This is a genomic window from Pseudomonas fluvialis, assembly GCF_002835605.1.
Classification (GTDB): domain Bacteria; phylum Pseudomonadota; class Gammaproteobacteria; order Pseudomonadales; family Pseudomonadaceae; genus Aquipseudomonas; species Aquipseudomonas fluvialis.
In genome coordinates, this window is record NZ_PIYS01000023.1 from 114,734 (window position 1) to 138,519 (window position 23,786).

Below are 23,786 nucleotides of genomic sequence, written 5' to 3' on the forward strand. Positions count from 1 at the left end.
CCCTTTTTTCTTGCAGTCGAGTTGTCTGTGACGATCCGTAGAACTTTGCTGGGCCTGCTTCTGGCAGGCGCCTGTACGCTGGCCTGGGCCGGCAAACCGCAACAGGAACTGGCTTCCGGCAGCGCCCTGCTGGTCGACCTGCAGAGCAACCAGGTGTTGTATGCCAGCAACCCGCAGATGGTCGTGCCGATTGCCTCGGTGACCAAGCTGATGACTGCGTTGGTGGTGCTGGAGGCGGCGCAACCGCTGGATGAGCGGCTCAGCGTACGCATCGACCAGGTGGCGGAAATGCGCGGGGTCTATTCGCGGGTGCGCCTGGGTAGCCAGTTGAGCCGCCGCGATCTGCTGCTGATTACCCTGATGTCCTCGGAGAATCGCGCCGCCGCCACCCTGGCGCATTACTACCCGGGCGGCGTGGCGGGCTTTGTCGCCGCGATGAATGCCAAGGCCCAGGCGCTGGGCATGACGCAGACGCGCTTTGCCGAGCCGACCGGGCTGTCCGAGGACAACCTGTCGAACGCCGAGGACCTGGTCCGGCTGATCCGCGCCACTCAGCGCTATCCGCTGATCGGCCAGTTCAGCAGCACCCGCGAGCAGACCGTGGCCTTCACTAAGCCGAACTACACCCTGGGCTTTCGCAACACCAATCACCTGGTGCACAAGCCGAACTGGAGCATCCAACTGACCAAAACCGGCTTCACCAACGCCGCCGGGCGTTGCCTGGTGATGCAGACCGAGATTGCCGGCAAGCCGGTGGCCTTCGTGGTGCTGGATGCCTTCGGCAAACTGACCCACATGGCCGATGCCAATCGTCTCAAGCGCTGGATCGAGACGGGCCAGGTGACCCCGGTGGCACCTGCGGCGCTGGCCTACAAGCAGCAGCGCCTGGCTGAGCGGGCGGCGCCCTGAGCGGGCTGTGATGGCTGTCGCGCCACGCCGTGCACAGGCTTGTGCACGGCCGGCGGGGCTAGTCCAATACGCTGCAGAGCGTCCTGCCGGATACCCCGTACGTGGCTCATCTCCAGGCTGCGTGCGCTTCACTTACCTTGTTGCGGAGTCATCATGCGTTACCTGCCAACTGCCCTTCTTGTTGCCAGCCTGGGCCTGGCCTGCACCGCCCAGGCGCAAACCCTGGTGGCCACCAGCAATATCCTGGTGCGTGCGCTGGACCGCAGCCTGGACTTCAGCTCGGACACCACCACCTCGCTGCGCGACATGAAAGTCGTCCTGGCGGCACGTGAAGAAGCGGCCAGCTTCGTGGCCAGCGCCGGCGAACTACGCGGCGTGCAGCTGGAGGCGGCGCTGCGCAGCCTGCGTGAGCAGTTGCCGGAGGCCCGCGAGGCCAGCGATATGCAACTGGCCGAGGCGATTCTCGCCCTGTAGATCGTTGTGCGGCGCGCGCTTCAGCGCGTCGCCTCGAACATCACATAGACCTTGCGGCAACGCTCCAGCACTTCCCAAGTGCCGACGAAACCGGCGGGAATGACGAAGCGGTCACCGGCCCGCAGGGTCTTGCTCTGCCCCTGTTCGTCGCGCAGTACTGAGACGCCTTCGAGGATCTCGCAGTATTCGTGCTCGCTGTAGTTGACCCGCCATAACCCCGGCTCGCCCTGCCAGGTGCCGGCATGGAATTGCTGGCAGGGGCTGCTGTAATGGTTGCAGACCTGCTGCTGCGGGTCGCCGGCGAGGATTTTTTCCGCGGCCGGACGATAGTGTTCGCTAGGGCTGCTGGCGGTGGCGAAGTCGACGATCTGCGCAATATTCATGGTGGCTCCAGGCGGGTTGGGATACGTGGCCTGGACGCAGTCTATGTTTGATAAAACGCACAAAACAAGCGGCCGATACCGCGATATGTCTATTCTTTGCTGTGCCTGTCAAAAATATTGAAACCTTACCGGCCCTGGTTTAGGGTGGCATCTTGTCGCGGCCGCCGGCCGTCGCCGGCTTGCATAATAAGAGGACCATGCCATGACCATCCTGACCCGTGCCGATTGGGAAGCGCGTGCCCAGCAGTTGCAGATCGAAGGCCGCGCGCTGATCGACGGCCAGCTGTGCGACGCCCTGAGTGGCGAGCGTTTCGCCTGCATCAGCCCGGTGGATGGCCGGGTATTGGGCGAGGTGGCCAGCTGTGCACAGGCCGATGCCGATCGCGCGGTGGCCCTGGCGCGGGCGCGCTTCGAGTCGGGCGTGTGGTCGCGCATGAAGCCGGTCGAGCGCAAGAAGATCATGATTCGCTTCGCCGACCTGCTCGACGCCCACGCCGAGGAACTGGCCCTGCTGGAAACCCTCGACATGGGCAAGCCGATCGCCTTCTCCCTGAGCGTCGACGTGGCCGGTGCCTCGCGTGCCATCCGCTGGAGCGGCGAAGCGATCGACAAGATTTATGACGAGGTGGCCGCCACCCCGTATGACGAACTGGGCCTGGTGACCCGCGAGCCGGTCGGCGTGGTCGCGGCCATCGTGCCGTGGAACTTCCCGATGATCATGACCGCTTGGAAGCTCGGCCCGGCCCTGGCCACCGGCAACTCGGTGATCGTCAAACCGTCGGAGAAATCCCCGCTGACCGCCATCCGCATGGCCCAGCTGGCACTGCAGGCCGGCATTCCGGCGGGTGTGCTCAACGTCCTGCCCGGCTATGGGCATACCGTGGGCAAGGCGCTGGCGCTGCACATGGACGTCGACACGCTGGTGTTCACCGGTTCGACCAAGATCGCCAAGCAGCTGATGATCTACGCCGGCGAATCGAACATGAAGCGCGTCTGGCTGGAAGCCGGCGGCAAGAGCGCCAACATCGTCTTCGAGGACGCGCCGAGCCTGCAGGACGCCGCCGAGGCCGCCGCCATGGCCATCTGCTTCAACCAGGGCGAGATGTGCACCGCCGGTTCGCGCCTGCTGGTGCAGCGCTCGATCAAGGATCAGTTCATGCCCATGCTGGTCGAGGCCCTCAAGGGCTGGAAGGTCGGCCATGCACTGGACCCGCAGACCCAGGTCGGCGCGCTGGTTGACCAGGGCCACCTGAATACCGTGTTGTCCTACATCGAAGCCGGCCATGCCGAGCAGGCCAAGCTGCTCTGCGGCGGCAAGCGCACCCTCGAAGAGACCGGCGGCGTGTATGTCGAGCCGACCATCTTCGATGAGGCGCACAACCAGATGCGTATCGCCCAGGAAGAGATCTTCGGCCCGGTACTGACGGTGATCCCGTTCGACACCACCGAGCAAGCCATCGCCATTGCCAACGACAGCATCTATGGTCTGGCGGCAGCGATCTGGACCAGCAACCTGTCCAAGGCGCACCTGTGTGCCAAGGCGCTGCGCGTCGGCAGCATGTGGGTCAACCAGTACGACGGCGGCGACATGACCGCGCCGTTCGGTGGCTACAAGCAGTCGGGCAACGGCCGTGACAAGTCGCTGCATGCCTTCGACAAGTACACGGAAATCAAGGCGACCTGGATCAAGCTGTAGTGAACCTGGAAAGCAAGTGGCTGGATGACTTCGTAGCCCTGGCCGCCGCCGGCAGTTTCTCCAAGGCGGCGGAAAAGCGCTTCGTCACCCAGCCAGCCTTCAGTCGGCGTATCCGCAGCCTGGAGGCGGCCGTAGGGCTGACTCTGGTAGACCGCACACGTACGCCGGTGGAGCTGACCGAGGCGGGCAAGCTGTTTCTACTCACGGCGCGCAATGTCAGCGAACAGCTTGCGGAGAGCCTGCGCCAGTTGCACAACCTGGAGGGCCAGCAGGGCGAGGTGCTGCAGATCGCCGCGGCGCATTCGCTGACCCTGGGGTTTTTCCCCGAATGGATTGCCCGGCTGCGCCGGGATGGCCTGCCGCTGCAGGCGCGTCTGGTGGCCAGTAACGTCGGCGAGGCGGTGCATGCGTTGCGTGAAGGGGCCTGCGACCTGATTCTTGCCTACTACGACCCGGAGGCCGCGTTGCAGCTGCCGCCGGATATCTTCCCCTCTCTGCACCTGGGCAGCACCCACATGCTGCCGGTCTGTGCCCCCGATGCGCAGGGCCAGCCGCTGTTCAGCCTGGAGGGCGGGCAAACCGTGCCCTTGCTGGCCTACAGCGCTGGCGCACTGCTCGGACGCTCGGTGCACGCCTTGTTACGCCAGCGTGGTCTGCGTAGTAGCACGGTGTATGAAACGGCGATGGCCGACAGTCTGAAGAGTATGGCCCTGCAGGGCCTGGGGGTGGCCTGGGTACCGCAGCTCTCGGTGCGTGGTGAGCTGGCCCGTGGCGAGCTGCTGGTGTGCGGCGGCGAACAGTGGCAGGTGCCACTGGAGATTCGCCTGTACCGCTGCGCCCTGTTGCGCAAGGCCAGCGTACGCCTGTTGTGGCGCAAGCTGGAAAGCGGTGTGGGCGCGACGGCAGAGCGCTAACGTGCCGTCGCGTGCCGTGGCCCCACCCGGTCGGGTGAGGCCACCGCTACACCTTAGAAGAAGTAGTTCAACTGAGCGCCCAGGCCATGCGCGCTGTTCTTGTAGACGGCGCTGTAGCTGCCCTTGCGCGGATTTTCCAAGTGGATGTCGGTATCTTCTTCACGCAGGTAGGAGTAGGCCAGGTCCAGGCTCATCTGCTCGCTGAGCGTCCAGCCGAGGCCGAAGCTGATGGCTACCCGGTCGCCACTGGGAATACGCGGCGAGCGTTCGTGGTTGTTGGTCGGGCTCTGGTCGAAGGCAATACCACTACGTAGGGTCAGGTCCTTGCTCAGTGCATAGCTGACACCGGTGGCGTAGGACCAGCTGTTGTTCCAGTGCTGCTTTTCTTCCACGGTCTGCAGTGAGTCGGCCTTGATGGTTTGCAGGCGGCTCCAGCGGGTCCAGGCAGCACCGGCATACACTGTCCAGCGATCATTAAGCTGGTGGGTGATCGAACTGTCGATCATTTCCGGCGTACGCAGGTCGAGCGTGGTGTCGAAGCGACCGTTGGCCCGCCCGAAGTTCGCCGCCCATGCTGGCAGGCCGGAGTACGTGGTCTTGCCTTCCAGGCGATAGTCGACCATCGAGTGATAGGTCACGCCCAGGCGGGTGCGCTCGCTCAGCTCCAGCAGCAGGCCGGCATTGAAGCCCACGGCAGTGTCGTCACCCTCGATGACGATGCGCCCGTTATCGACCAGTGCGGCGGTTTCCAGGCGGCCTTCGACCCGGTTGAAGGTCGGCCCGAAACCCAGCGACAGGTAGTCATTGACCCGGTAGCTGAGGGTCGGCTGCAGGGTCACCACGTTGACCTCGCTGTAGTCGCCGAAGAAGCGGCCCTGGAAGCCTTTTTCGTACTCGGTGATCATGCCGTAGGGCACATAGAAGCCCAGGCCGAAGGTCCATTGCTCGTTCAGCGGATTGACGTAGAAACCCATGGGCACGCCGGTGAAGGGCACCATGTCGCCATCATTGCTGCCGGTCAGTGGCTGATTGGTCAGTGGTGTGCTGCCGGAAGTGTCGTCAATGCGGGTCTTGGCCAGGATCACTGCCGCGCCCACGCTGGCTTGCTCGCCCTTGAGCAGGGCCATGCCGGCCGGGTTGCCATACACCGTGGTGGCGTCGTTGGCCGAGGAGGAACGACCGGCAAAGGACGTGCCCATGGCGCTGACACTCTGTTCGTTAAGGGCAAAACCGGCAGCCAGCAGTGAGCCGGATGCACTAGCCACGGCCACGGCGAGGAGGCTGTTGACGACTTTCTTCATGGGTTCACAACTCCAGTTCAGACGGCCCTACAACACCCCGATTCGGGCCGCCAACAAGGCGCAAAACAGCGCGCTAGACGGGTTGGGGCGCGGCATGATGCCACGCATGAGGCTGTCGAACAAAGCGAGGAAGATGACTGGTTGGTCAACTGCTGGCGTAATTGCCATGTGGTCGGGTGGGCTGCCTACCTGCCGCTCGTCGGTCTGGGCGCTGCGTTTCACGGCACGCTTTGCGGTATACTGCGCGGCCCACCTGGCCTGGAGCTGTGGTTGGGACTGACATGCCAAGCCACGCCTTCTGCGTGGCTTGTTGGTTTTTGTCGCGCCGTGAGGCGCCCGCACATGAGGCAAGACGATGAGCGCACTGGTTGGCGTGATCATGGGTTCCAAATCCGACTGGAGCACCCTCTGCCACACCGTCGAAATGCTCGACAAGCTGGGCATTCCCAATGAGGTCAAGGTGGTTTCCGCTCACCGCACCCCGGACCTGCTCTTCCAGTACGCCGAACAGGCCGAAGGCCGCGGCATCCAGGTGATCATCGCCGGTGCCGGCGGTGCCGCCCACCTGCCGGGCATGTGCGCGGCCAAGACCCACCTGCCGGTACTCGGCGTGCCGGTGCAGTCGGCCGTGCTCTCGGGTGTCGACTCGCTGCTGTCCATCGTGCAGATGCCGGCCGGCATCCCGGTCGCCACCCTGGCCATCGGCAAGGCCGGCGCCGTCAACGCCGCTCTGCTGGCGGCGAGCATCCTCGGTCATCAGCATCCGCAGTATCATGAGGCGCTCAAGCAGTTCCGCACCGAGCAGAGCGACACGGTGCTGGAAAACCCGGATCCGCGTTCCTGACAGGGGCCTGAACTATGAAGATCGGTGTCATTGGTGGCGGCCAGCTGGGCCGCATGCTGGCTCTGGCGGGTACGCCGCTGGGCATGAGTTTCGCCTTCCTCGATCCGGCGCCGGACGCCTGTTCCCAGGCACTGGGCGAGCACCTGCGTGGTGACTACAACGACCACGAGCACCTGCGCCGCCTGGCCGATGATGTCGATCTGGTGACCTTCGAGTTCGAAAGCGTGCCGGCCGAGACCGTGGCCTTCCTCTCCCAGTTCGTCCCGGTGTATCCGAGTGCCGAAGCCCTGCGCATTGCCCGCGACCGCTGGTTCGAGAAGTCGATGTTCAAGGACCTCGGTATCCCGACCCCGGACTTTGCCGATATCCAGTCGCAGGCTGATCTCGACGCTGCGGTGGCCGCCATCGGCCTGCCTGCCGTGCTGAAAACCCGTACCCTGGGTTATGACGGCAAGGGCCAGAAGGTGCTGCGCAAGCCCGAAGACGTGGTGGGTGCCTTTGCCGAACTGGGCAGCGTGCCGTGCATCCTCGAAGGCTTCGTGCCGTTCACCGGCGAAGTGTCGCTGGTGGCCGTGCGTGCCCGCGATGGTGAAACCCGTTTCTACCCGCTGGTGCATAACCGCCACGACAGCGGCGTGCTGGCGCTGTCTATCGCCAGCACCGAGCATCCGCTGCAGGCGCTGGCCGAGGACTATGTCGGTCGCGTGCTCAAGCAGCTCGACTACGTCGGCGTGCTGGCCTTCGAGTTCTTCGAGGTCGACGGTGGCCTGAAGGCCAACGAGATCGCCCCGCGCGTGCACAACTCCGGGCACTGGACCATCGAAGGCGCCGAGTGCAGCCAGTTCGAGAACCACCTGCGTGCCGTCGCCGGTCTGCCGCTGGGCTCGACCGCCAAGGTCGGTGAAAGCGCCATGCTCAACTTCCTCGGCGAAGTGCCGGCGGTGGAGAAGGTGACGGCCATCGCCGACTGCCACCTGCACCACTACGGCAAGGCCTTCAAGGCCGGGCGCAAGGTCGGTCATGCCACCCTGCGCTGCAAGGACATGGCAACGCTCAAGGCGCGTATTGCCGAGGTCGAGGCGCTGATCAAAAGCTGATCCATGCCGGCGTATTGCGCCGCTGCGAGGTGTTGATGCGTAGCCGAATGCTTGCCGCCTTGTTGTTGGTATTGCTCTATGGGGCGTTACCGGCGCACGCCGAGCTGGCGGAAACCGACTGGCTGGACTTGTTGCCGCCGGAGGATCTCCAGGCCCTTGAGCAGATGCCGGACATCGAGCACTGGGGCGCGGAGACAGAGGGTCGTTTCGGCGAGGTGGATGGCCTGCGGCAGCAACCCGGCCTGCCCGAGGTGATGTATTCGACGCGCACTGTAGCCGCGCTGGATGGTCGGCAGATCCGCCTGGGCGGTTATCCGGTGCCGCTGCAGCATGATGCTGCAGGGCGCGTTGTCGAGCTGTTCCTGGTGCCTTATCCCGGAGCCTGCATCCACGTCCCGCCGCCGCCACCGAATCAGATCGTACTGGTGCACTACGCGCCTGGCCTGGCTATCGAGGATATCTACCAGCCGCTGTGGGTCGAGGGCCGGCTGCGCATCGAGTCATCCAGCAACGCCCTGGCCGACGCGGCCTACAGTCTGCAGGCCAGCCAGCTGCGCCTGGTTGAAGAAGACGATCTCTAGCGCCTGCTGGTGCCTGACTCAGCCATACAACTGGGCCGGGAGCCAGGTAATCAGTGCGGGCCACTGATAGGCAATCACCAGCATCAACAGCTGGATGATGATGAACGGCAGCACCCCCTTGTACATCACGCGGGTTGGCACACTGCGCGGTGTTACACCTCTCAGGTAGAACAGCGAGAAGCCGAAGGGCGGCGTCAGGAACGAGGTCTGCAGGTTGAGGGCGATCATCACCCCCAGCCACACCGGGTCCAGGCCCATGGCCAGCAGCACCGGGCCGACGATCGGCACGACCACGAAGGTAATCTCAATGAAGTCGAGGATGAAGCCGAGCAGGAAGATCACCAGCATCACTACGAAGAACGCGCCCAGTACGCCGCCGGGTAGCTGTGCGAAGACGTCCTCGATCAGCGCTTCGCCGCCAAAGCCACGAAATACCAGGGAGAACAGTGAGGCGCCGATGAGAATCATGAACACCATGGCGCTGATCGCCGTGGTGCTATTGGCCACTTCACGCAGGCGTGTCAGGTTTAGCTGGCCCTTGCCCAGCGCCAGCAGCAGGGCGCCCAGCGCACCCACCGCGGCCGCTTCGGTGGGGGTGGCGTAGCCCGCGAGAATCGAGCCCAGCACGGCGGCAATCAACAGCAGCGGTGGTAACAGGGCACGCGCCAGGCGTCCCCATTCGATGGCGCCTAGCTCGGCTTGTGGCAGGGCCGGCAGTTTCTTCGGTTGCAGCAGGGCCACGCCGATCAGATAGAGAATGTACAACGCGACGAGCAGCAGGCCGGGTAGCAATGCGCCGACGAACAGATCGCCCACCGACACGGTCTTGGGCGAGAAGATGCCCAGTTTCAGCTGGGCCTGCTGGTAGGCGCTGGACATCACGTCGCCCAGCAGCACGAGGATGATCGACGGTGGAATGATCTGCCCCAGCGTGCCGGTTGCTGCCAGGGTGCCGGTGGCAATCGCCGGGTCATAGCCGCGTCGCAGCATGGTGGGCAGGGCAAGCAGGCCCATGGTCACTACCGTAGCCCCGACAATCCCGGTGCTGGCTGCCAGCAGGGCGCCGACTACGCACACCGAGATGGCCAGGCCACCGCGCAGACCGCCGAACAGGCGTGACATGGACTCCAGCAGGTCTTCGGCAACCCGGCTCTTTTCCAGCATCACGCCCATGAACACGAATAGCGGCACAGCCAGCAGCGTCTGGTTGTTCATGATGCCGAACAGACGATTGGGTAGCGCCGACAGGTAGCCACCATCGAAGGTGCCGGTCAGCACGCCGAGGCCGGCAAACAGCAGGGACATACCGCCCAGGGTGAAGGCCACGGGGAAACCGCCCATCAGTGCCAGGCAGATACTCAGAAACAGCAGGACGGCCATCAGCTCAGCCATGTTGCACCTCATCGTGCGGCAGTTGGCCGCCCAGGGTCAGGCCAAAGCGGATCAGCTCGGCCAGGCTCTGCAAGGTGAGGCTGGCCACCAGCAGCAGAATGATGCTTTTCTGCAGGTAGACCAGCGGCAGACCGCTGGCTTCATTGGATTTCTCCAGCGTCGACCAGGAGGCTGTCACGTAGTCCCAGCTGTTCCAGCCGAGAAACAGACAAAAGGGAAGGAGAAACAGCAGGTTGCCGAGTATCTCGACCAGCGCTTTGCGGCGTGCGGAAAACTGCTGGTAGAAAATGTCCACGCGCACATGTTCGCCGCGTTGCAGCGCCCAGGCTGCAGCGCCCATGAAAATCAGCGCGTGGGCATACATCACGGTCTCCTGCAGGGCGGTGGCGCCAATACCGAAGCCATAACGCAGCACCACGATCAGCGTGGTGGCCAGAACCAGGAACAGTGTCAGCCAGGCACAGGCCTGACCAAGGTGGGCATTGCCACGGTTTATCAGGCGCATCAGCGTGAGCAGGGGCGGTGCGAGGCTGGACATCGGCGGTCCTTATTGTTGTGCTGGCATGGCGCAGGATTCTCGCAGGCCAGTGGCGTATTGGGCAATCGCAGGGCTTGTCCCCCTGCGGCGGAAAGCGTATCAACTAGCCGTGCAATGTTGTGCTCACCAACAATAACAAGGAGCCTCATATGAAACGACGTACATTAGTCGCTGCGGCAGGCGCAACCCTGGCTGCCGGTGCCTTGAGTGGCTGCAAGCCACAAGCGAGCAGCGACTGCGTGGCCAGCGCGCAGCAACAGTTCAACTGGAAGATGGTGACCTCCTGGCCGAAGAACTTTCCCGGCGTGGGCGTGGGTGCCGAACGCTTTGCCCGCGTGGTCGAGGAAATGAGCGGTGGACGGCTGAAGATCAAGGTGTATGCCGCCGGTGAACTGGTGCCAGCGCTGGAGGTCTTCGATGCGGTTTCGCGCGGTACGGCGGAAATGGGCCACGGCGCACCGTACTACTGGAAAGGCAAGGTCCCTGCCGCACAGTTCTTCTGCGCCCTGCCGTTCGGCCCGAATGCGGCCGAGATGAACGCCTGGCTGTTCAAGGGCGGCGGCATGCAGCTATGGGAGGAAACCTACCAGCCCTTCGGCGTGCTGCCGCTGTTGTGCGGCTCCACCGGCGTGCAGACCTTTGGCTGGTTCAACAAGGAGATCACGCGGGTCGAAGACCTCCAGGGCCTGAAGATGCGCACGCCCGGCCTGGGTGGCGAAGTGCTCAGCAAGCTGGGCGGCACGGTGGTCAACCTGCCGGCCGGAGAAATTTTCACCGCACTGCAGACCGGAGCCATTGATGCTGCCGAATGGATCGGTCCGTACAACGACCTGGCGTTGGGCTTGCACAAGGCGGCCAGGTACTACTACACCCCGGGCTGGCAGGAGCCCAACGTGACCTTCGAGCTGGACATCAACCTCAAGGCCTGGGAAACCTTGCCGGCGGATCTGCAGGCCATCGTGCGTGCGGCAGCCCGCGAGGTGAACGGCGATATGCTCGACGACTACAACGCGAAGAACATGGAAGCCCTGGAAACCCTGCGCGGCGAGGGTGTGGAGGTTCGTCGCCTGCCTGACGAAGTGCTGGCCAGCCTGCGCCAGGCGGCTGCCGAGGTGGTCGAGGCGAGTGCTGCCGCGGATCCGCAGGCGGCCAAGGTCTGGGCTGCGCAAATGGCCTACTTCAAGCGTCTGTGGGCTTACGCCGAAGTGGCCGAGCGCGATATCTACCGTATCCGCGAGTGAGTTTTAACGCGTATTGCGGACACAAAAAACCCGGCGTCAGGCCGGGTTTTTTGTCGGTCAGGCGTGTTACTCGACCGCCTTGACCATGTCTTCGATGACCTTCTTCGCGTCGCCGAACACCATCATGGTCTTGTCCATGTAGAACAGTTCGTTGTCCAGGCCGGCGTAGCCGCTGGCCATGGAGCGCTTGTTGACGATGATGGTCTTGGCTTTGTAGGCCTCGAGGATCGGCATGCCGGCGATCGGCGACTTCGGATCGTTCTTCGCCGCCGGGTTGACCACGTCGTTGGCGCCGAGCACCAGCACCACGTCGGTCTGGCCGAACTCGGAGTTGATGTCCTCCATCTCGAACACCTGCTCGTAGGGCACTTCGGCCTCGGCCAGCAGGACGTTCATGTGCCCCGGCATGCGGCCGGCCACCGGGTGGATTGCGTACTTCACGGTCACGCCACGGTGGGTCAGCTTCTCGGCCAGTTCCATCAGCGCGTGCTGGGCACGAGCCACCGCCAGGCCGTAGCCTGGGACGATGACCACGGTGTCGGCGTTGGTCAGCAGGAAGGCCGCGTCGTCGGAGGAACCCGACTTCACGTTGCGTTCCTGTTGTGCGCCACCGGCACTGCCTGCGTCAGCATCGGCACCGAAGCCACCGAGGATGACGTTGAAGAACGAGCGGTTCATCGCCTTGCACATGATGTACGAGAGGATGGCGCCCGAGGAGCCCACCAGCGAACCGGCGACGATCAGCATCGAGTTGTTCAGCGAGAAACCGATACCGGCCGCCGCCCAGCCCGAGTAGCTGTTGAGCATCGACACCACCACCGGCATATCGGCACCGCCGATCGGGATGATGATCAGCACGCCGATCACGAAGGCCAGAGCCACCAGGATGGCGAAGGCGGTGATGTTGCCGGTGAAGGTGAAGTACAGACCCAGGGCCAGGATGGTCAGGCCGAAGGCCAGGTTGACCATGTGCTGGCCCTTGAACACCACCGGGGCGCCCTGGAACAGACGGAACTTGTACTTGCCCGACAGCTTGCCGAAGGCGATCACCGAACCGGAGAAGGTGATGGCACCGATGGCCGCACCGAGGAACAGTTCCAGACGGTTACCGGCCGGAATCGCATCGCCCAGGTGCGCAACGATACCCAGCGACTGTGGTTCAACCACGGCAGCGATGGCGATGAATACCGCGGCCAGGCCGATCATGCTGTGCATGAAGGCGACCAGTTCCGGCATCTTGGTCATCTCGACGCGCTTGGCCATGATGGTACCGGCAGTGCCACCGATCAGCAGGCCCACCAGCACGTAACCGAGGCCCGCGGCTGCGCCGCCCTCGGCCATTTCCGCGCCCAGCTTGAACACCAGGAAAATCGTCGTGACTACGGCGATGGCCATGCCGGCCATGCCGAAGGCATTGCCCTGGCGCGAGGTGGTCGGGTGGGACAGGCCTTTCAGGGCCTGGATGAAGCAGATAGACGCAACCAGGTACAGCAGAGTAATCAGGTTCATGCTCATCTTACTTGCCCTCCGCCTTGGCCTTGGGTGCCTTCTTCTTGAACATTTCCAGCATGCGTCGGGTGACCAGGAAGCCGCCGAACACGTTGACCGCGGCCAGAGCCACGGCTGCGGTGCCCATGACCTTGCCCAGCGGGGTTACGGTCAGTGCGGCGGCCAGCATGGCGCCGACGATGACAATCGCGGAAATCGCGTTGGTCACCGCCATCAGCGGGGTGTGCAGGGCCGGGGTGACGTTCCACACCACGTGGTAGCCCACGTAGATGGCCAGCACGAAGATGATCAGGTTGTAGATGCTCGGGGAGATCAGTTCCATGTCGCTAACTCCTCTTAGCCGTTAGTGCGAACGACATTGCCGCCTTCGCACATCAGGCAGGCTTTGACGATGTCGTCTTCGAGGTTGAGGTGGAACTGGCCTTCCTTGTCGATGACGAGCTTGAGGAAGTCCAGCAGGTTGCGGGCGTACAGGGCGGAGGCATCCGCCGGCACCAGCGCGGCCAGGTTGGTGTGACCGACCAGGGTCACGCCGTGCTTGACCACCACCTGGTCGGCTTCGGTCAGCGGGCAGTTGCCACCCTGGGCAGCGGCCAGGTCGATGACCACCGAGCCCGGCTTCATTTCGGCGACGGTCGCTTCATGAAGCAGGGTCGGCGCCTTGCGGCCGGGAATCAGTGCGGTGGTGATGACAATATCGGCCTGCTTGGCGCGTTCGTGCACCGCCTTGGCCTGGCGTTCCATCCACGATTGCGGCATCGGACGGGCATAACCGCCCACGCCCTGGGCGCACTCGCGCTCTTCATCGGTCTCGAACGGCACGTCGACGAACTTGGCACCGAGCGATTCGATCTGCTCCTTCACCGCCGGACGCACGTCGGAGGCTTCGATCACCGCACCCAGACGCTTGGCGGTGGCGATGGCCTGCAGGCCGGCGACACCGGCGCCGAGGATCAGCACGCGGGCAGCCTTCACGGTACCGGCAGCGGTCATCAGCATCGGCATGAAGCGCGGGTAGTGATTGGCGGCGAGCATCACCGCCTTGTAGCCGGCGATGTTGGCTTGCGAGGAGAGCACATCCAGACTCTGCGCACGGGAGGTACGCGGTGCGGCCTCCAGGGCGAAGGCAGTGATGCCGCGGGCATTCATGCGCGCGATGGTCTCGTTGCAGAACGGGTTGAGCATGCCGACCAGCACCGCGCCGGACTTCATGTGGGCCAGTTCGGCTTCGGTCGGGGCAACCACTTTCAGTACCAGGTCGGCACCCAAGGCGGCGGCATCATTGCCAATGCTGGCACCCACGGCGGTATAGGCACTGTCCGGGATGCTGGCACTGACACCGGCGCCAGCCTGCACGGTCACCTGATGGCCCTGGCCGATCAGCTTCTTGATGGTTTCCGGCGTCGCAGCGACGCGCGTTTCACCAGCGTGGGTTTCGAGAGGAACACCGATGTGCACTTCAAGTCTCCTGCGTGTGATCTCTTTGATGAACCGACCTACTACGTTGGCGGGCCGGGTAGCTGATCAGCAGCAACAACCGCGCGATACAGGCTGTGCATCGTGACGGGCGCGGCATTTTGCACAGAGGCTTGATGGGCATCAAGAAATTCTGTAGTCCGACGAATCGTTAACTACCAGTCACTCTGCGACCAAGATTTTGCACAGGGCGCTGAGCGCCAGAGCTGGCGCGGCTTTCGTTCAAACAAGTGTTTCAATCGAGCGTCTGAGACATGTTTAAACTGAATAACCGTTCATCAGGTCGGCTGGGCGCAGGCGTGACTAGTCTGGGCACTCGCCGAGGCTGAGCAATTCTTCCAGGGGTACTCCGCTAGCGACGAAGCGCTGGCAGCTGGGGTGTAGCGTAGGTCGCCCGCTGCCAGCCGCGAGGGGCTGGCTATGCGGAGTGGTCGCGCTATGCCTGGAGCTGTCCTGCAGGCGCAGTACGGCCTGTTGCTGGCCGCGCCGCAACACCAAGCGATCGGTCAGTACGGCCTCTACCCACAGTCCGTCGCCCAGGGCCTGGCCTTGGCTGACCAGCAGGGTGCGGCCATCGGCCAACTGCAAGAGGGCGCTGCCGCGGCCCCGGCCGCGACTGAACAGACCTTGCAGGCGCACGCCGGCTGGCAGGTGCAGCGTGGCGGCGGCCGGTATGTGGAGCTGCGCCGGTCGCAGCAGCTCCACGGGAAGCAGCACGGCCGCGGCCGGTGAAGCCGCGAGTAGCGTCAGCACGGCCAGCCGGATGCGCCAGGCGCTACCTGGCATGCTCAGGGCGTGGCGCCCCGGCTGGCGCTGTAGTCGAGCAGCAGGGCGGCATGTCGATTGGCGACCAGCGGCAGTAGCGGGTTGTCGTTGAGCGACAGGCCGTACCATTTCTGGTTGGCCCCACCGGTGCAGCCGTACATGATCAGTTTGCCGCGCCCGTTGCTGAGGAAACCGCCGGAAAGATCGGCGCAGCGACCTGCATATTTCAGCTGGGGTAGTGCGGAGAAGTCCCAGGACTGGCTGTCCTGCAGGCTGTTGCAGGTGCTCAGACTGATGTCGTTGCTGGCGGTCAGGCACAGTTCCGGACGCAGCGCACTGCGCAGGCGACCACTGGCATCGGTCAGCCAGAGCTCGGCACGCGACCCCGTGCATTGGGCCTTGTCCGCGACATAGGGCCGCCATTGACCATCGACCTGCTCGACCTGCACACAGTGGCCGCTGCCCAGGGTGAAACTTTGTGCGGCGGGCAGTAGCGGGGTGCTGGCCAGTTGCAGGCGCTGCAGCAACGCTTCCAGGGCTTCGCGTGCGGCCGGGCTGTCGGCCAGGCGGGCGCCGTAGGCATCCAGCCAGCGATTCAGGCGCAGGGCATGCTGGCGCTGTGTCTCGATGCGCTGGACAACCTGCTGGGCCAGTGCAGACAACTCCTGGCGGTGCTCCACATAGCTGTCATAGAGCAGGCGGGCCTCACCATGCAGGTTGGGCGCGCTCTGCTTGGCCAGCGCTTCCAGGGCGGCCTGCAGACGGGGCAGCTCTTCCCGACGCAGAGCGCTGTAGCCCTGTTCCTGGCCAACGATGATTGGTGCCGGCATGGCCGGCAAGCCTTGCGGAAAGTCCACTTCGGCCAGTTGCTGGGCTGGGCTGGCGGGATTGTCCTGACAGTGCAGCGTGGCGCGCAGGGGTTGCTCGTCCTGAGCCAGGTTGATGTGCAGCTTGTTGGCGTTGCTGCCCAGACGTAGTGGTGCCACGGCGATCTGCTGGCTGCGCCCACCGGCAAAACCAACCTCCAGCCAGCACTGTTTGCCGCTGGCATGGGCGGCTACGCCGGGCAGGTCGAACACATGGCCCCAGTTGCCGCGCAGTGGCGGATAGAGCACCGCGCTATTGGCAACCGGGTCGTAGCCGCCAAGCAGGGTGAATACGGCAACGCCCTGGCGGCGTGGGGCCAGGTACTTGCCATCGGCACGGTTGTACCAGATGCGTGTTGAGTTGGGCACGCGGGCGTCGAAGACTTCCATGCACCGGGTGGTCTCGTCCCACTTGCGATAGCCGGTTGGCGAGTCGGCGGAGGCTACCGCCTTGTTCAGGCTCGGCTGGATTTTGAGTTGGGTGCTGTAGCCTGTGTAGTGGGTGTAGCTCGACAGGCTGCTGGCATAGTGCCCGCCCGACATGGCATCGCTGCCGAAGCTGTAGGCATCGGCATAGACCGGCATTCCGGCCAGACCAGCGTTCTTGGCGCGCGTCCAGTGCAGGTTCGCACGCATGCGTTTGCGATGGCCGATATAGCCCCAGCCACTGTCGTGATGGTGGCCGGCCCAGAAGTAATTATCGCCCTGCTGGCCGGGGTAATGGCCCAGGCCATAGTGGTGGCCGATCTCGTGGCTGAACTCGTTACCCACCGAGCTATACAGCGTGAGGATGCCGTTACCGCCGCTCAGGCCATGACTGACCACGCCGTTGCTGTAGACGCCACGGGCGTGGTGTATCACCGCCGCCTGGGTCAGGTGCGGGTTTTCCTGGCTGGCCATGCCGGCGCTGGTCACGCCGAGGTTAGCCAGGTTGATGCCGGTGCTGAAGGTCGACTTGGCGGTGTTTTCACGCATGTCGCCGCTGTACACGTCACCGGTTCCGGCGCTTGCCGTGTCGTAGATGACACCACTGGCGACCATCACGCGTGACAGCTGGACGTCCTCATACTGGCTGGCAATCAGGCGGGCAATCGGCACGGTCTGGAAATAGTCGGTGGCGGCCTTGGCCGGCTGGTTGAGAAACCAGTGGCCGTTTTCCGCCAGCGGAGGGGTCAGCATGCCCAGGCGAATGGCCTGCACTACCAGTTGTGCGGGCGGTGCGAAATCGAAGGCCTCGGCCCCCCTTGCCCCACGCCGGCCCTGGTCATCGCGCAGTTGCAGGGTCATGCCGGGCACCACCCAGTCCCAGGGCAGCAGCACCGACCAGGCGCGTCGTGAATAGACCACATCGGGCCGATTGTCAGTACCGCTGCGGTCGGCCCAGGGCAGCTGCTCCGGCGGGTTGAGCGTCAGCTCGCCTTTGGCCTGGCCGTCGACCAGCACCTGTACCTGTAGCTGGCGCGGCGCGGGTTGCAGAGCGTTGTCCGGGGTGACCAGCAGCAGGGCTTCGCGCTCGCTGGTCAGGCGCGGCATCTTGCGTGCTTCGTTGCCCTGCGGGTCTAGCGAATGGCTCTGCACGAACTGCAGCATGGCCGGCAGGTTGCCGTCCAGGTCGTTACGCAGTGGGCGCTCCTGGCCATCGGCGGTCTGGTCGTAGAAGCCCAGCGCGTTGATTTCATCGATCACCGCGGCTTGCGGCTCGGGAAAACTGTCTGCCGGCGGCGGGACGCTGGGTGGCTCGACCGGCGGGGTTGGCTGCTCGGGCTCCGCTTCCGGCTCGCTGGGCGGAGTCACCGGCGGCTCGGGAGTGGGCGGGGGTTCCGGGGTGAGCGGCGGCTCGGGCGGTTGTGGCGGTGGCAGCGGTGGTTGCGGCTCGCTGACCGGCGGTTTGCGCGGAGGCGCGTCGCTACCCCCGCCGCCACCACCGAGATCCAGACAGCCGGCCAGGTTAAGCAGGCCTATGAGCAGCAGAGCTTGACGCCACATCTGTTGTTTTCCTTAGTAATGTGCAGGTGGTTACAGCGGCCAGAGCCGGCTGCGTTGTGCCGGCAGGCTGGCCGGCAGGTTTTGCTGGGCCAGGCGGGCCAACTCCGCGCTGGGGTAGTCGCCGTAGAACAGCTGGAACCAGTCCTGGCCGTCGCGCTGCAGGCGCTGCAGGCGCAAGGGCTCCTTGGGGTGACGGCTCAGCATGGCGCGCATGAACGCCTCGCCGCGCCCCTCCACAAGCAGGATGCTGTGGCGGCGCTGCGTTTGCGCCGGGGCCTCGTCACCGCCCTGGCCGTGCCCCGGGTCCTGCACCTGGGCGGGCTGCAGCGGCGTTGACGGCGGAGCGGCAAAAGGCTGTGGCGGGTTGGCCGGGGCGTCGTCGGAGCGGCGCAGGTCGACTGCCGGGGAGCTGTCCGTGTCGCGTTCGAACAACTGGCCAAGTTGCGCCGGCAGGGGGCGCTGGCTGTCCTGCTGCTGGGTGTACAGCTGGATGTCGCGGTACTTGTCCCGGCTCAATGCGGCCAGGCCCGCGCCATCACGTACCACGCTGGGGCGCAGGAACACCATGAGGTTGCGCTTGACCTGCAGGTCGCGGCTGGAGCGGAACAACCCGCCGAGCAGTGGCAGGTCGCCGAGCAGTGGCACCTTGCTGACGCTGCGGGTGACGTCGTCCTGAATCAGTCCGCCGAGTACGATCACCTGGCCATGATCGGCCAGTACCGTGCTCTTGATCAGGCGCTTGTTGGTCACCAGGTCGACCGCCTGGGCCGCTACGCCGGCGCTGGGGGCCAGCGAGGAAATTTCCTGCTCAATGACCAGACGCAGGGTGCCGCCTTCGTTGATATGCGGGGTCACCTTCAAGGTGACGCCGACATCCTTGCGCTCGATAGTGGTGAAGGGGTTGTTGGCACCTGCCGCGTCGGTGGTGTACGAGCCGGTCTGGAACGGTACGTTCTGCCCGACGAGGATTTCCGCGGGCTGGTTGTCCAGGGTCAGCAGGCTGGGGGTGGACAGCAGGTTGCTGTTGCCGTTGGCCGACAGCGCGGTGATCAGTGCGCCGAAGTTGTTGCTGCCGATGCCAACGATGGCGCCATCCGGCAGGTTGATCGGTTGCTCGCGCTCCAGTGCGCCGAGCAGGGTGCCTACCGACAAGCCGCTGTTGCTGAAGTTGCTACCGCCCAGTGCGCTGTTCCCGGAGCGATCGGCGACGGCCCATTGCACGCCGAGCGCCTGGCTGACGTCGCCAGACATCTCGACGATGGCTGCCTCGACCAGCACCTGGGCACGTGGCACATCGAGCTGGCGGACGATGCTTTCCAGTTGCGCGACGATGTCCGGCTCGGCCATCAGGATCAGCGCATTGAGGCCCTGGTCGGCGCGGATCATCAGCGGTGCACGGCGACTGCCGTCAGCAGCCTCCTGGCGCAGGGGGTCGGCCAGCTCGCCGAGGGTTTCCGCCAGTTGCTTGGCATCGCTATGGCGCAGGCGGATAACCCGCGTGTTGGCCGCCTGCAGCGGTGCTACATCAAGCTGCTGGGCGAGCTTGAGCAGGCGCTGACGCGCTTCCGGCGGGCCGAGCAGCAGCAGGCGATTGCTGCGGGTGTCGGCAATCACCTGCAGGCTACCGGTTTCACGGCCTGGCTGGCGCTGCAGGCTTTCCAGCAACACCCCGGCGACGTCCTTGGCCCAGGCATGGCGCAGGTCATAGAAGCTGCTGTCATCGCTGCTGGCGCGGTCGACTTGATTGATCAGCGCCAGCAAGCGCTCGATGTTGGCGCGGCGGTCGCTGACGATCAGCGCATTGCTCGAGGGAATCGCCGCCAGGTGGCCCTGCTGCGGTACCAGGGGGCGAATCAGCGGCAGCAGTTCGCTGACCGACGCGTGCTGCACCTGCAGCAGGCGGGTCTCCAGGCTGTCTGCGTCCTGTTGGGCTGCACTGGCCTGGGTGCGCGCCTCGCTGTCGGGGATGATGCGTGCCTGGCCATCCTGATTGACCACGGCATAGCCATGGGTGCTGAGCACCGAAAGAAACAGCTGGTAGACCTCGCTGAGGCGCAGCGGGGTTTGTGACACCACGGAAACCTTGCCCTTGACCCGAGGATCAAGCACCAGGGTTTGTCCGCTGATGCTGGCGACCTGCTCGGTGAAGTCGCGAATGTCCACATCGCGCATGTTGATGGTCCAGCGTCCCTGTTCATCGGCGGTCGCTGCCGCGCTATGTCCGCTCAGCGGGGCGAGCAGCAGTAGTCCCAGTAGCCAGTACTTCATCGCTGCACCCCGTCAAGGCGGGTTGGCTGCAGTGCCAGCTGGATCACCCGGCCGTGGCCTGCCAGCTCGACATGCCGTGGGGCAATCAGGCGGACGTGCAGACCGTGGTCCAGCGCGTCACCTTCGGCCACGCGGCGGGTTTGCCCGGCCATGCGGATCAGCGCACGAGACTGGCGACTGTCGCTCTGCGTGAAGCTGGCCTGCAACTGCCAGTCCAGGTGCGCCGGCGCGTAGGCTGGAGCCTTGCGCAGCGGCGTGCCGAACAGCTCGAGCAGCGGCTCGAGGGCGGGCTGCGCAGCGGCCTGGTGCGGGCGTTCAGGCGCGGCACTGGGCATCTCCAGCCGGCTACGCCAGTCGGCGGCCTGCAGCGCCAGGCTGCACGCCATGCCCAGTAACAGCAGGGCGGCCAGTGCGCCGGGCAGCGCAGAAGAGTTGAGCGGGGGGAACGGCATGAATGGGCTCGGGCAGCGTGCGGGCATCCATGCGTGGGCGGAAACGGTGCTCATGCCTGAGCCCGTTGGCGTGACGGCGGCGGAGCATAAGAAAAAGCTGTGAGCCTGATCAGCTTTGCTCGATGCAATTGCGCGAACTGTCACAGAACGGCAGAGAAAAGTACGCTGTGCCATCGGTTTGACGACGGTTTTCAGGCATCCTGCCGCCCGCCAGACTGTTCCCATTCCGGTCTGCCCGCGTAGTATCCTCGCCACGCTCCCGGCAGCGCGGTGCCCTGTGGCAGCCGCTGTAGCGCTGCGAGCGTCAGCGCGTTTTCCAGCATCCGCATACAAGGCATAACAACAATATGCAGAGCCCGACCGTGCCCCAGTTGCCCTTCGTGTTTGCCAAGCGCCATGGTGTGTTGCTGCAGGGTGAAGGTCCTGATGCCTGCCTGCAGCTGCGTGATGACGTCAGCCTGTTTGCCGTGCAGGAAGCCCAGCGCGCCCTTGGCCTGCGCCTGCCCTGGCGCTGGTTGAGTGGCGGCGAATTCGAACAGGCGTTGAGCCAGGCCTACCAGCGTGACTCCGCGCAGGTGCGCGAAATGGCTGAAGGCCTGGGGGCGGACATGGACCTGGCCAGTCTGGCCGAGCAGGTCGACCGTACCGAAGACCTGCTCGAGCAGGAAGACGATGCGCCGATCATTCGCCTGATCAACGCGATTCTGACCGAGGCAGTGCGCGAGAACGCCTCGGACATCCATATCGAAACCTTCGAGACCCGCCTGCTGATCCGCTTCCGTATTGACGGCTTGCTGCGCGAGATGGCCCGGCCCCGCCGTGAGCTGGCTACCCTGCTGGTGTCGCGGATCAAGGTGATGGCGCGCCTGGATATTGCCGAGAAGCGCGTGCCGCAGGATGGGCGCATTTCCCTCAAGGTTGGCGGCCGTGAGGTGGATGTGCGGGTTTCCACGCTGCCTTCGGCCAACGGCGAACGGGTGGTGCTGCGCCTGCTCGACAAGCAGGCCGGCCGTCTGACCCTGCAGCACCTGGGCATGAACCCGCGCGATCGCCAGTTGTTGGAAGGCAACCTCAACAAGCCGCATGGCATCCTGCTGGTCACCGGCCCCACCGGCTCGGGCAAGACCACCACCCTGTACGCCAGCCTGGTGACCCTCAACACCGGCACACGCAACATCCTCACGGTGGAAGACCCCATCGAGTACAACCTCGAAGGCATTGGCCAGACCCAGGTCAATACCAAGGTCGACATGACCTTTGCCCGCGGCCTGCGCGCCATCCTGCGCCAGGACCCGGACGTGGTGATGGTCGGCGAGATCCGCGACCGTGAAACCGCCGAGATTGCCGTGCAGGCCTCGCTGACCGGCCACCTGGTGCTGTCGACCCTGCACACCAACAGTGCGATTGGTGCGGTCACCCGTTTGGTGGATATGGGCATCGAGCCGTTTCTGCTTTCATCCTCGCTGCTGGGCGTACTCGCCCAGCGCCTGGTGCGTGTGCTCTGCCCGAGCTGCAAGCAGGCGTACCAGGCCGATGCCGCCGAGTGCGCGCTGCTCGGTGTCGACGCCGCGCAAGCGCCGACGCTCTACCATGCCACCGGTTGTGAAGCCTGCCGACAGCTCGGCTATCGCGGACGTACCGGCATCTACGAGCTGGTGGTGTTCGACGAGACGCTGCGTACGCTGATCCACAATGCCGCCAGCGAGCAGGACATGTTGCGTCACGCACGCCAGCTGGGCCCGAGCATCCGTGATGACGGCATGCGCAAGGTGCTGGAAGGCGTGACCACCCTGGAAGAAGTACTACGAGTCACCCGCGAGGACGCATGAGCCACCGCCCCCTATCGCCGTCCCGCAAGGGCGAGGCCTGAGCCATGGCCGCCTATGCCTACCTGGCGCTGGATGCCCAGGGTCGTCAGCACAAGGGCTTGCTGGAAGCCGACAGCCCCCGCCAGGCGCGTGCCCTGCTCCGCGAGCGACAGCTGTCGCCGCTGCAGGTCAGCGCGGCGCGGGCCCGCGAGGACGAGCAGCCGCGTCACGGCCTGCGCCTGAGCCGCGGCTTGTCGGCCGCCGAGCTGGCCTTGCTGACCCGCCAGCTGGCGACGCTGATCCAGGCCGCCCTGCCGATCGAGGAGGCCTTGCGTGCTGCCGCCGCGCAGGCCGCTTCGGCGCGGGTCAAGGGTATGCTGCTGGCGGTGCGCAGTGGCGTGCTTGAAGGGCAGAGTCTGGCCCAGTCGCTGGCGGCGTTCCCGGCAGCCTTCCCCGAGCTGTATCGCGCCACCGTGGCGGCGGGTGAGCATGCCGGGCATCTCGGTCTGGTGCTCGAACAGCTGGCCGACTACACCGAGCAGCGCCAGCAGTCGCGGCAGAAAATCCAGCTGGCGCTGCTCTACCCCCTGATCCTGATGATCGCCTCGCTGACCATCGTCGGCTTCCTGCTGGGCTACGTGGTGCCGGATGTGGTCAAGGTGTTCGTCAATACCGGGCAGAGCCTGCCGACGCTGACCCGTGGCCTGATCGCCGTCAGCGCCCTGGTCAAGCACTGGGGCTGGCTGATCCTCCTGCTGCTGGCGGGAGGCCTGGTGCTGCTGCGCCTGTGGCTGCGTCCGCCCACGCGGCGCCAGCGCTGGCATGCCCTGCAACTGCGCCTGCCGCTGTTCGGTCGGCTGCTGCGGGCGACCCAGACGGCGCGTTTCGCCTCGACCCTGGCGATCCTCTGTCGCAGTGGCGTACCGCTGGTCGAAGCCCTGGCAATTGCCGCTGCGGTGATTGGCAACCTGCATATTCGCCACAAGGTGATGCTCGCCGCGCAGCAGGTCCGTGAAGGCAGCAGCCTGACCCGCGCCCTGCAGGCCAGCGAGGAGTTTCCGCCGATGATGCTGCACATGATTGCCAGCGGCGAAAAATCCGGGGAGCTGGAGCAGATGCTGGCGCGCACCGCACGCAACCAGGAGAACGACCTGGCGGCCCAGGTGGCTCTGCTGGTCGGCCTGTTCGAGCCCTTCATGCTGGTGTTCATGGGCGGTGTGGTGCTGCTCATCGTGCTGGCCATCCTCTTGCCCATTCTTTCGCTCAACCAACTGGTGGGATAAACC

The 23,786-nt window shown here is 64.9% G+C and carries 21 protein-coding genes; 10 read left to right on the forward strand and 11 right to left on the reverse strand.

The window, feature by feature from the left end:
- Positions 1 to 27: 27 nt before the first annotated feature.
- Both pbpG and CW360_RS12620 read left to right on the forward strand, forming a co-directional pair.
- Positions 28 to 909: a D-alanyl-D-alanine endopeptidase gene (pbpG, locus tag CW360_RS12615; RefSeq protein WP_101193940.1), complete on the forward strand. Its 882-nt coding sequence runs from the start codon at positions 28 to 30 to the stop codon at positions 907 to 909.
- Positions 910 to 1,062: 153 nt separating this feature from the next.
- Positions 1,063 to 1,383, forward strand: a complete 321-nt coding sequence (locus CW360_RS12620; protein ID WP_093986138.1) for a DUF2388 domain-containing protein — start codon at positions 1,063 to 1,065, stop codon at positions 1,381 to 1,383.
- A 20-nt stretch (positions 1,384 to 1,403) separates the two neighbouring features.
- Here the strand turns inward: CW360_RS12620 and CW360_RS12625 are convergent, their stop codons facing one another.
- Positions 1,404 to 1,766, reverse strand: coding sequence for a cupin domain-containing protein (locus CW360_RS12625; RefSeq protein WP_101193941.1), 363 nt, complete (start codon positions 1,764 to 1,766; stop codon positions 1,404 to 1,406).
- 202 nt (positions 1,767 to 1,968) lie between these two features.
- On the opposite strand from CW360_RS12625, the gene CW360_RS12630 reads away from it, so the two are divergent.
- Together CW360_RS12630 and CW360_RS12635 are read left to right on the forward strand one after the other, a co-directional pair.
- Positions 1,969 to 3,462, forward strand: coding sequence for an aldehyde dehydrogenase (locus CW360_RS12630; protein WP_101193942.1), 1,494 nt, complete (start codon positions 1,969 to 1,971; stop codon positions 3,460 to 3,462).
- Complete coding sequence (locus tag CW360_RS12635) at positions 3,462 to 4,376, forward strand: LysR substrate-binding domain-containing protein (protein WP_093986141.1); 915 nt, start codon at positions 3,462 to 3,464, stop codon at positions 4,374 to 4,376. The genes CW360_RS12630 and CW360_RS12635 overlap by 1 nt, the downstream gene beginning before the upstream one ends.
- Positions 4,377 to 4,429: 53 nt before the next feature.
- Here the strand turns inward: CW360_RS12635 and CW360_RS12640 are convergent, their stop codons facing one another.
- On the reverse strand, positions 4,430 to 5,677 hold the full coding sequence (locus tag CW360_RS12640) for an OmpP1/FadL family transporter (RefSeq protein ID WP_101193943.1): 1,248 nt from the start codon (positions 5,675 to 5,677) through the stop codon (positions 4,430 to 4,432).
- 355 nt (positions 5,678 to 6,032) lie between these two features.
- Between CW360_RS12640 and purE the strand changes: the two genes are divergently transcribed.
- From purE to CW360_RS12660, 3 genes are read left to right on the forward strand one after another with little or no spacing between them, the layout of a single operon-like run.
- Positions 6,033 to 6,521, forward strand: coding sequence for a 5-(carboxyamino)imidazole ribonucleotide mutase (gene purE, locus CW360_RS12650; RefSeq protein ID WP_101193945.1), 489 nt, complete (start codon positions 6,033 to 6,035; stop codon positions 6,519 to 6,521).
- Between the two features lie 14 nt (positions 6,522 to 6,535).
- The gene (locus CW360_RS12655) at positions 6,536 to 7,618 is read left to right on the forward strand and encodes a 5-(carboxyamino)imidazole ribonucleotide synthase (protein WP_101193946.1); all 1,083 of its coding nucleotides are present in this window, start codon (positions 6,536 to 6,538) and stop codon (positions 7,616 to 7,618) included.
- Positions 7,619 to 7,653: 35 nt separating this feature from the next.
- Positions 7,654 to 8,199 (forward strand): DUF3299 domain-containing protein, encoded by a 546-nt coding sequence (locus CW360_RS12660; protein WP_093986171.1) that lies wholly within the window; start codon positions 7,654 to 7,656, stop codon positions 8,197 to 8,199.
- Between the two features lie 18 nt (positions 8,200 to 8,217).
- Here the strand turns inward: CW360_RS12660 and CW360_RS12665 are convergent, their stop codons facing one another.
- Positions 8,218 to 9,591, reverse strand: coding sequence for a TRAP transporter large permease (locus CW360_RS12665; protein ID WP_093986146.1), 1,374 nt, complete (start codon positions 9,589 to 9,591; stop codon positions 8,218 to 8,220).
- The gene (locus CW360_RS12670; RefSeq protein ID WP_093986147.1) at positions 9,584 to 10,129 is read right to left on the reverse strand and encodes a TRAP transporter small permease subunit; all 546 of its coding nucleotides are present in this window, start codon (positions 10,127 to 10,129) and stop codon (positions 9,584 to 9,586) included. The genes CW360_RS12665 and CW360_RS12670 overlap by 8 nt, the downstream gene beginning before the upstream one ends.
- 149 nt (positions 10,130 to 10,278) lie before the next feature.
- Between CW360_RS12670 and CW360_RS12675 the strand changes: the two genes are divergently transcribed.
- A complete protein-coding gene (locus CW360_RS12675) occupies positions 10,279 to 11,370 on the forward strand; it encodes a TRAP transporter substrate-binding protein (RefSeq protein ID WP_101193947.1) in 1,092 nt (363 codons plus the stop codon).
- A gap of 66 nt (positions 11,371 to 11,436) precedes the next feature.
- Here the strand turns inward: CW360_RS12675 and CW360_RS12680 are convergent, their stop codons facing one another.
- The 7 genes from CW360_RS12680 to CW360_RS12710 form a co-directional block, all read right to left on the reverse strand.
- Positions 11,437 to 12,885, reverse strand: coding sequence for an NAD(P)(+) transhydrogenase (Re/Si-specific) subunit beta (locus tag CW360_RS12680; RefSeq protein WP_101193948.1), 1,449 nt, complete (start codon positions 12,883 to 12,885; stop codon positions 11,437 to 11,439).
- Between the two features lies 1 nt (position 12,886).
- Complete coding sequence (locus CW360_RS12685) at positions 12,887 to 13,201, reverse strand: NAD(P) transhydrogenase subunit alpha part 2 (RefSeq protein ID WP_093986150.1); 315 nt, start codon at positions 13,199 to 13,201, stop codon at positions 12,887 to 12,889.
- A 14-nt stretch (positions 13,202 to 13,215) separates the two neighbouring features.
- The gene (locus CW360_RS12690) at positions 13,216 to 14,337 is read right to left on the reverse strand and encodes a Re/Si-specific NAD(P)(+) transhydrogenase subunit alpha (protein WP_101193949.1); all 1,122 of its coding nucleotides are present in this window, start codon (positions 14,335 to 14,337) and stop codon (positions 13,216 to 13,218) included.
- A 321-nt stretch (positions 14,338 to 14,658) separates the two neighbouring features.
- A complete protein-coding gene (locus CW360_RS12695; RefSeq protein ID WP_101193950.1) occupies positions 14,659 to 15,141 on the reverse strand; it encodes a hypothetical protein in 483 nt (160 codons plus the stop codon).
- Between the two features lie 2 nt (positions 15,142 to 15,143).
- A complete protein-coding gene (locus CW360_RS12700) occupies positions 15,144 to 17,972 on the reverse strand; it encodes a M66 family metalloprotease (RefSeq protein ID WP_101193951.1) in 2,829 nt (942 codons plus the stop codon).
- A 30-nt stretch (positions 17,973 to 18,002) separates the two neighbouring features.
- Positions 18,003 to 20,240: a type II secretion system secretin GspD gene (gene gspD / locus CW360_RS12705; protein ID WP_157825304.1), complete on the reverse strand. Its 2,238-nt coding sequence runs from the start codon at positions 20,238 to 20,240 to the stop codon at positions 18,003 to 18,005.
- Positions 20,237 to 20,692 carry a type II secretion system protein N gene (locus tag CW360_RS12710; protein WP_101193952.1) on the reverse strand — a complete coding sequence of 152 codons (456 nt, stop codon included), beginning with the start codon at positions 20,690 to 20,692 and terminating at the stop codon, positions 20,237 to 20,239. The genes gspD and CW360_RS12710 overlap by 4 nt, the downstream gene beginning before the upstream one ends.
- A 347-nt stretch (positions 20,693 to 21,039) precedes the next feature.
- Here CW360_RS12710 and gspE point away from each other — a divergent pair, with 347 nt between their 5' ends.
- Both gspE and gspF read left to right on the forward strand, forming a co-directional pair.
- The gene (gspE, locus tag CW360_RS12715; protein WP_101193953.1) at positions 21,040 to 22,521 is read left to right on the forward strand and encodes a type II secretion system ATPase GspE; all 1,482 of its coding nucleotides are present in this window, start codon (positions 21,040 to 21,042) and stop codon (positions 22,519 to 22,521) included.
- Between the two features lie 44 nt (positions 22,522 to 22,565).
- Complete coding sequence (gene gspF / locus CW360_RS12720) at positions 22,566 to 23,783, forward strand: type II secretion system inner membrane protein GspF (protein ID WP_101193954.1); 1,218 nt, start codon at positions 22,566 to 22,568, stop codon at positions 23,781 to 23,783.
- The last annotated feature ends 3 nt before the right edge of the window (positions 23,784 to 23,786 follow it).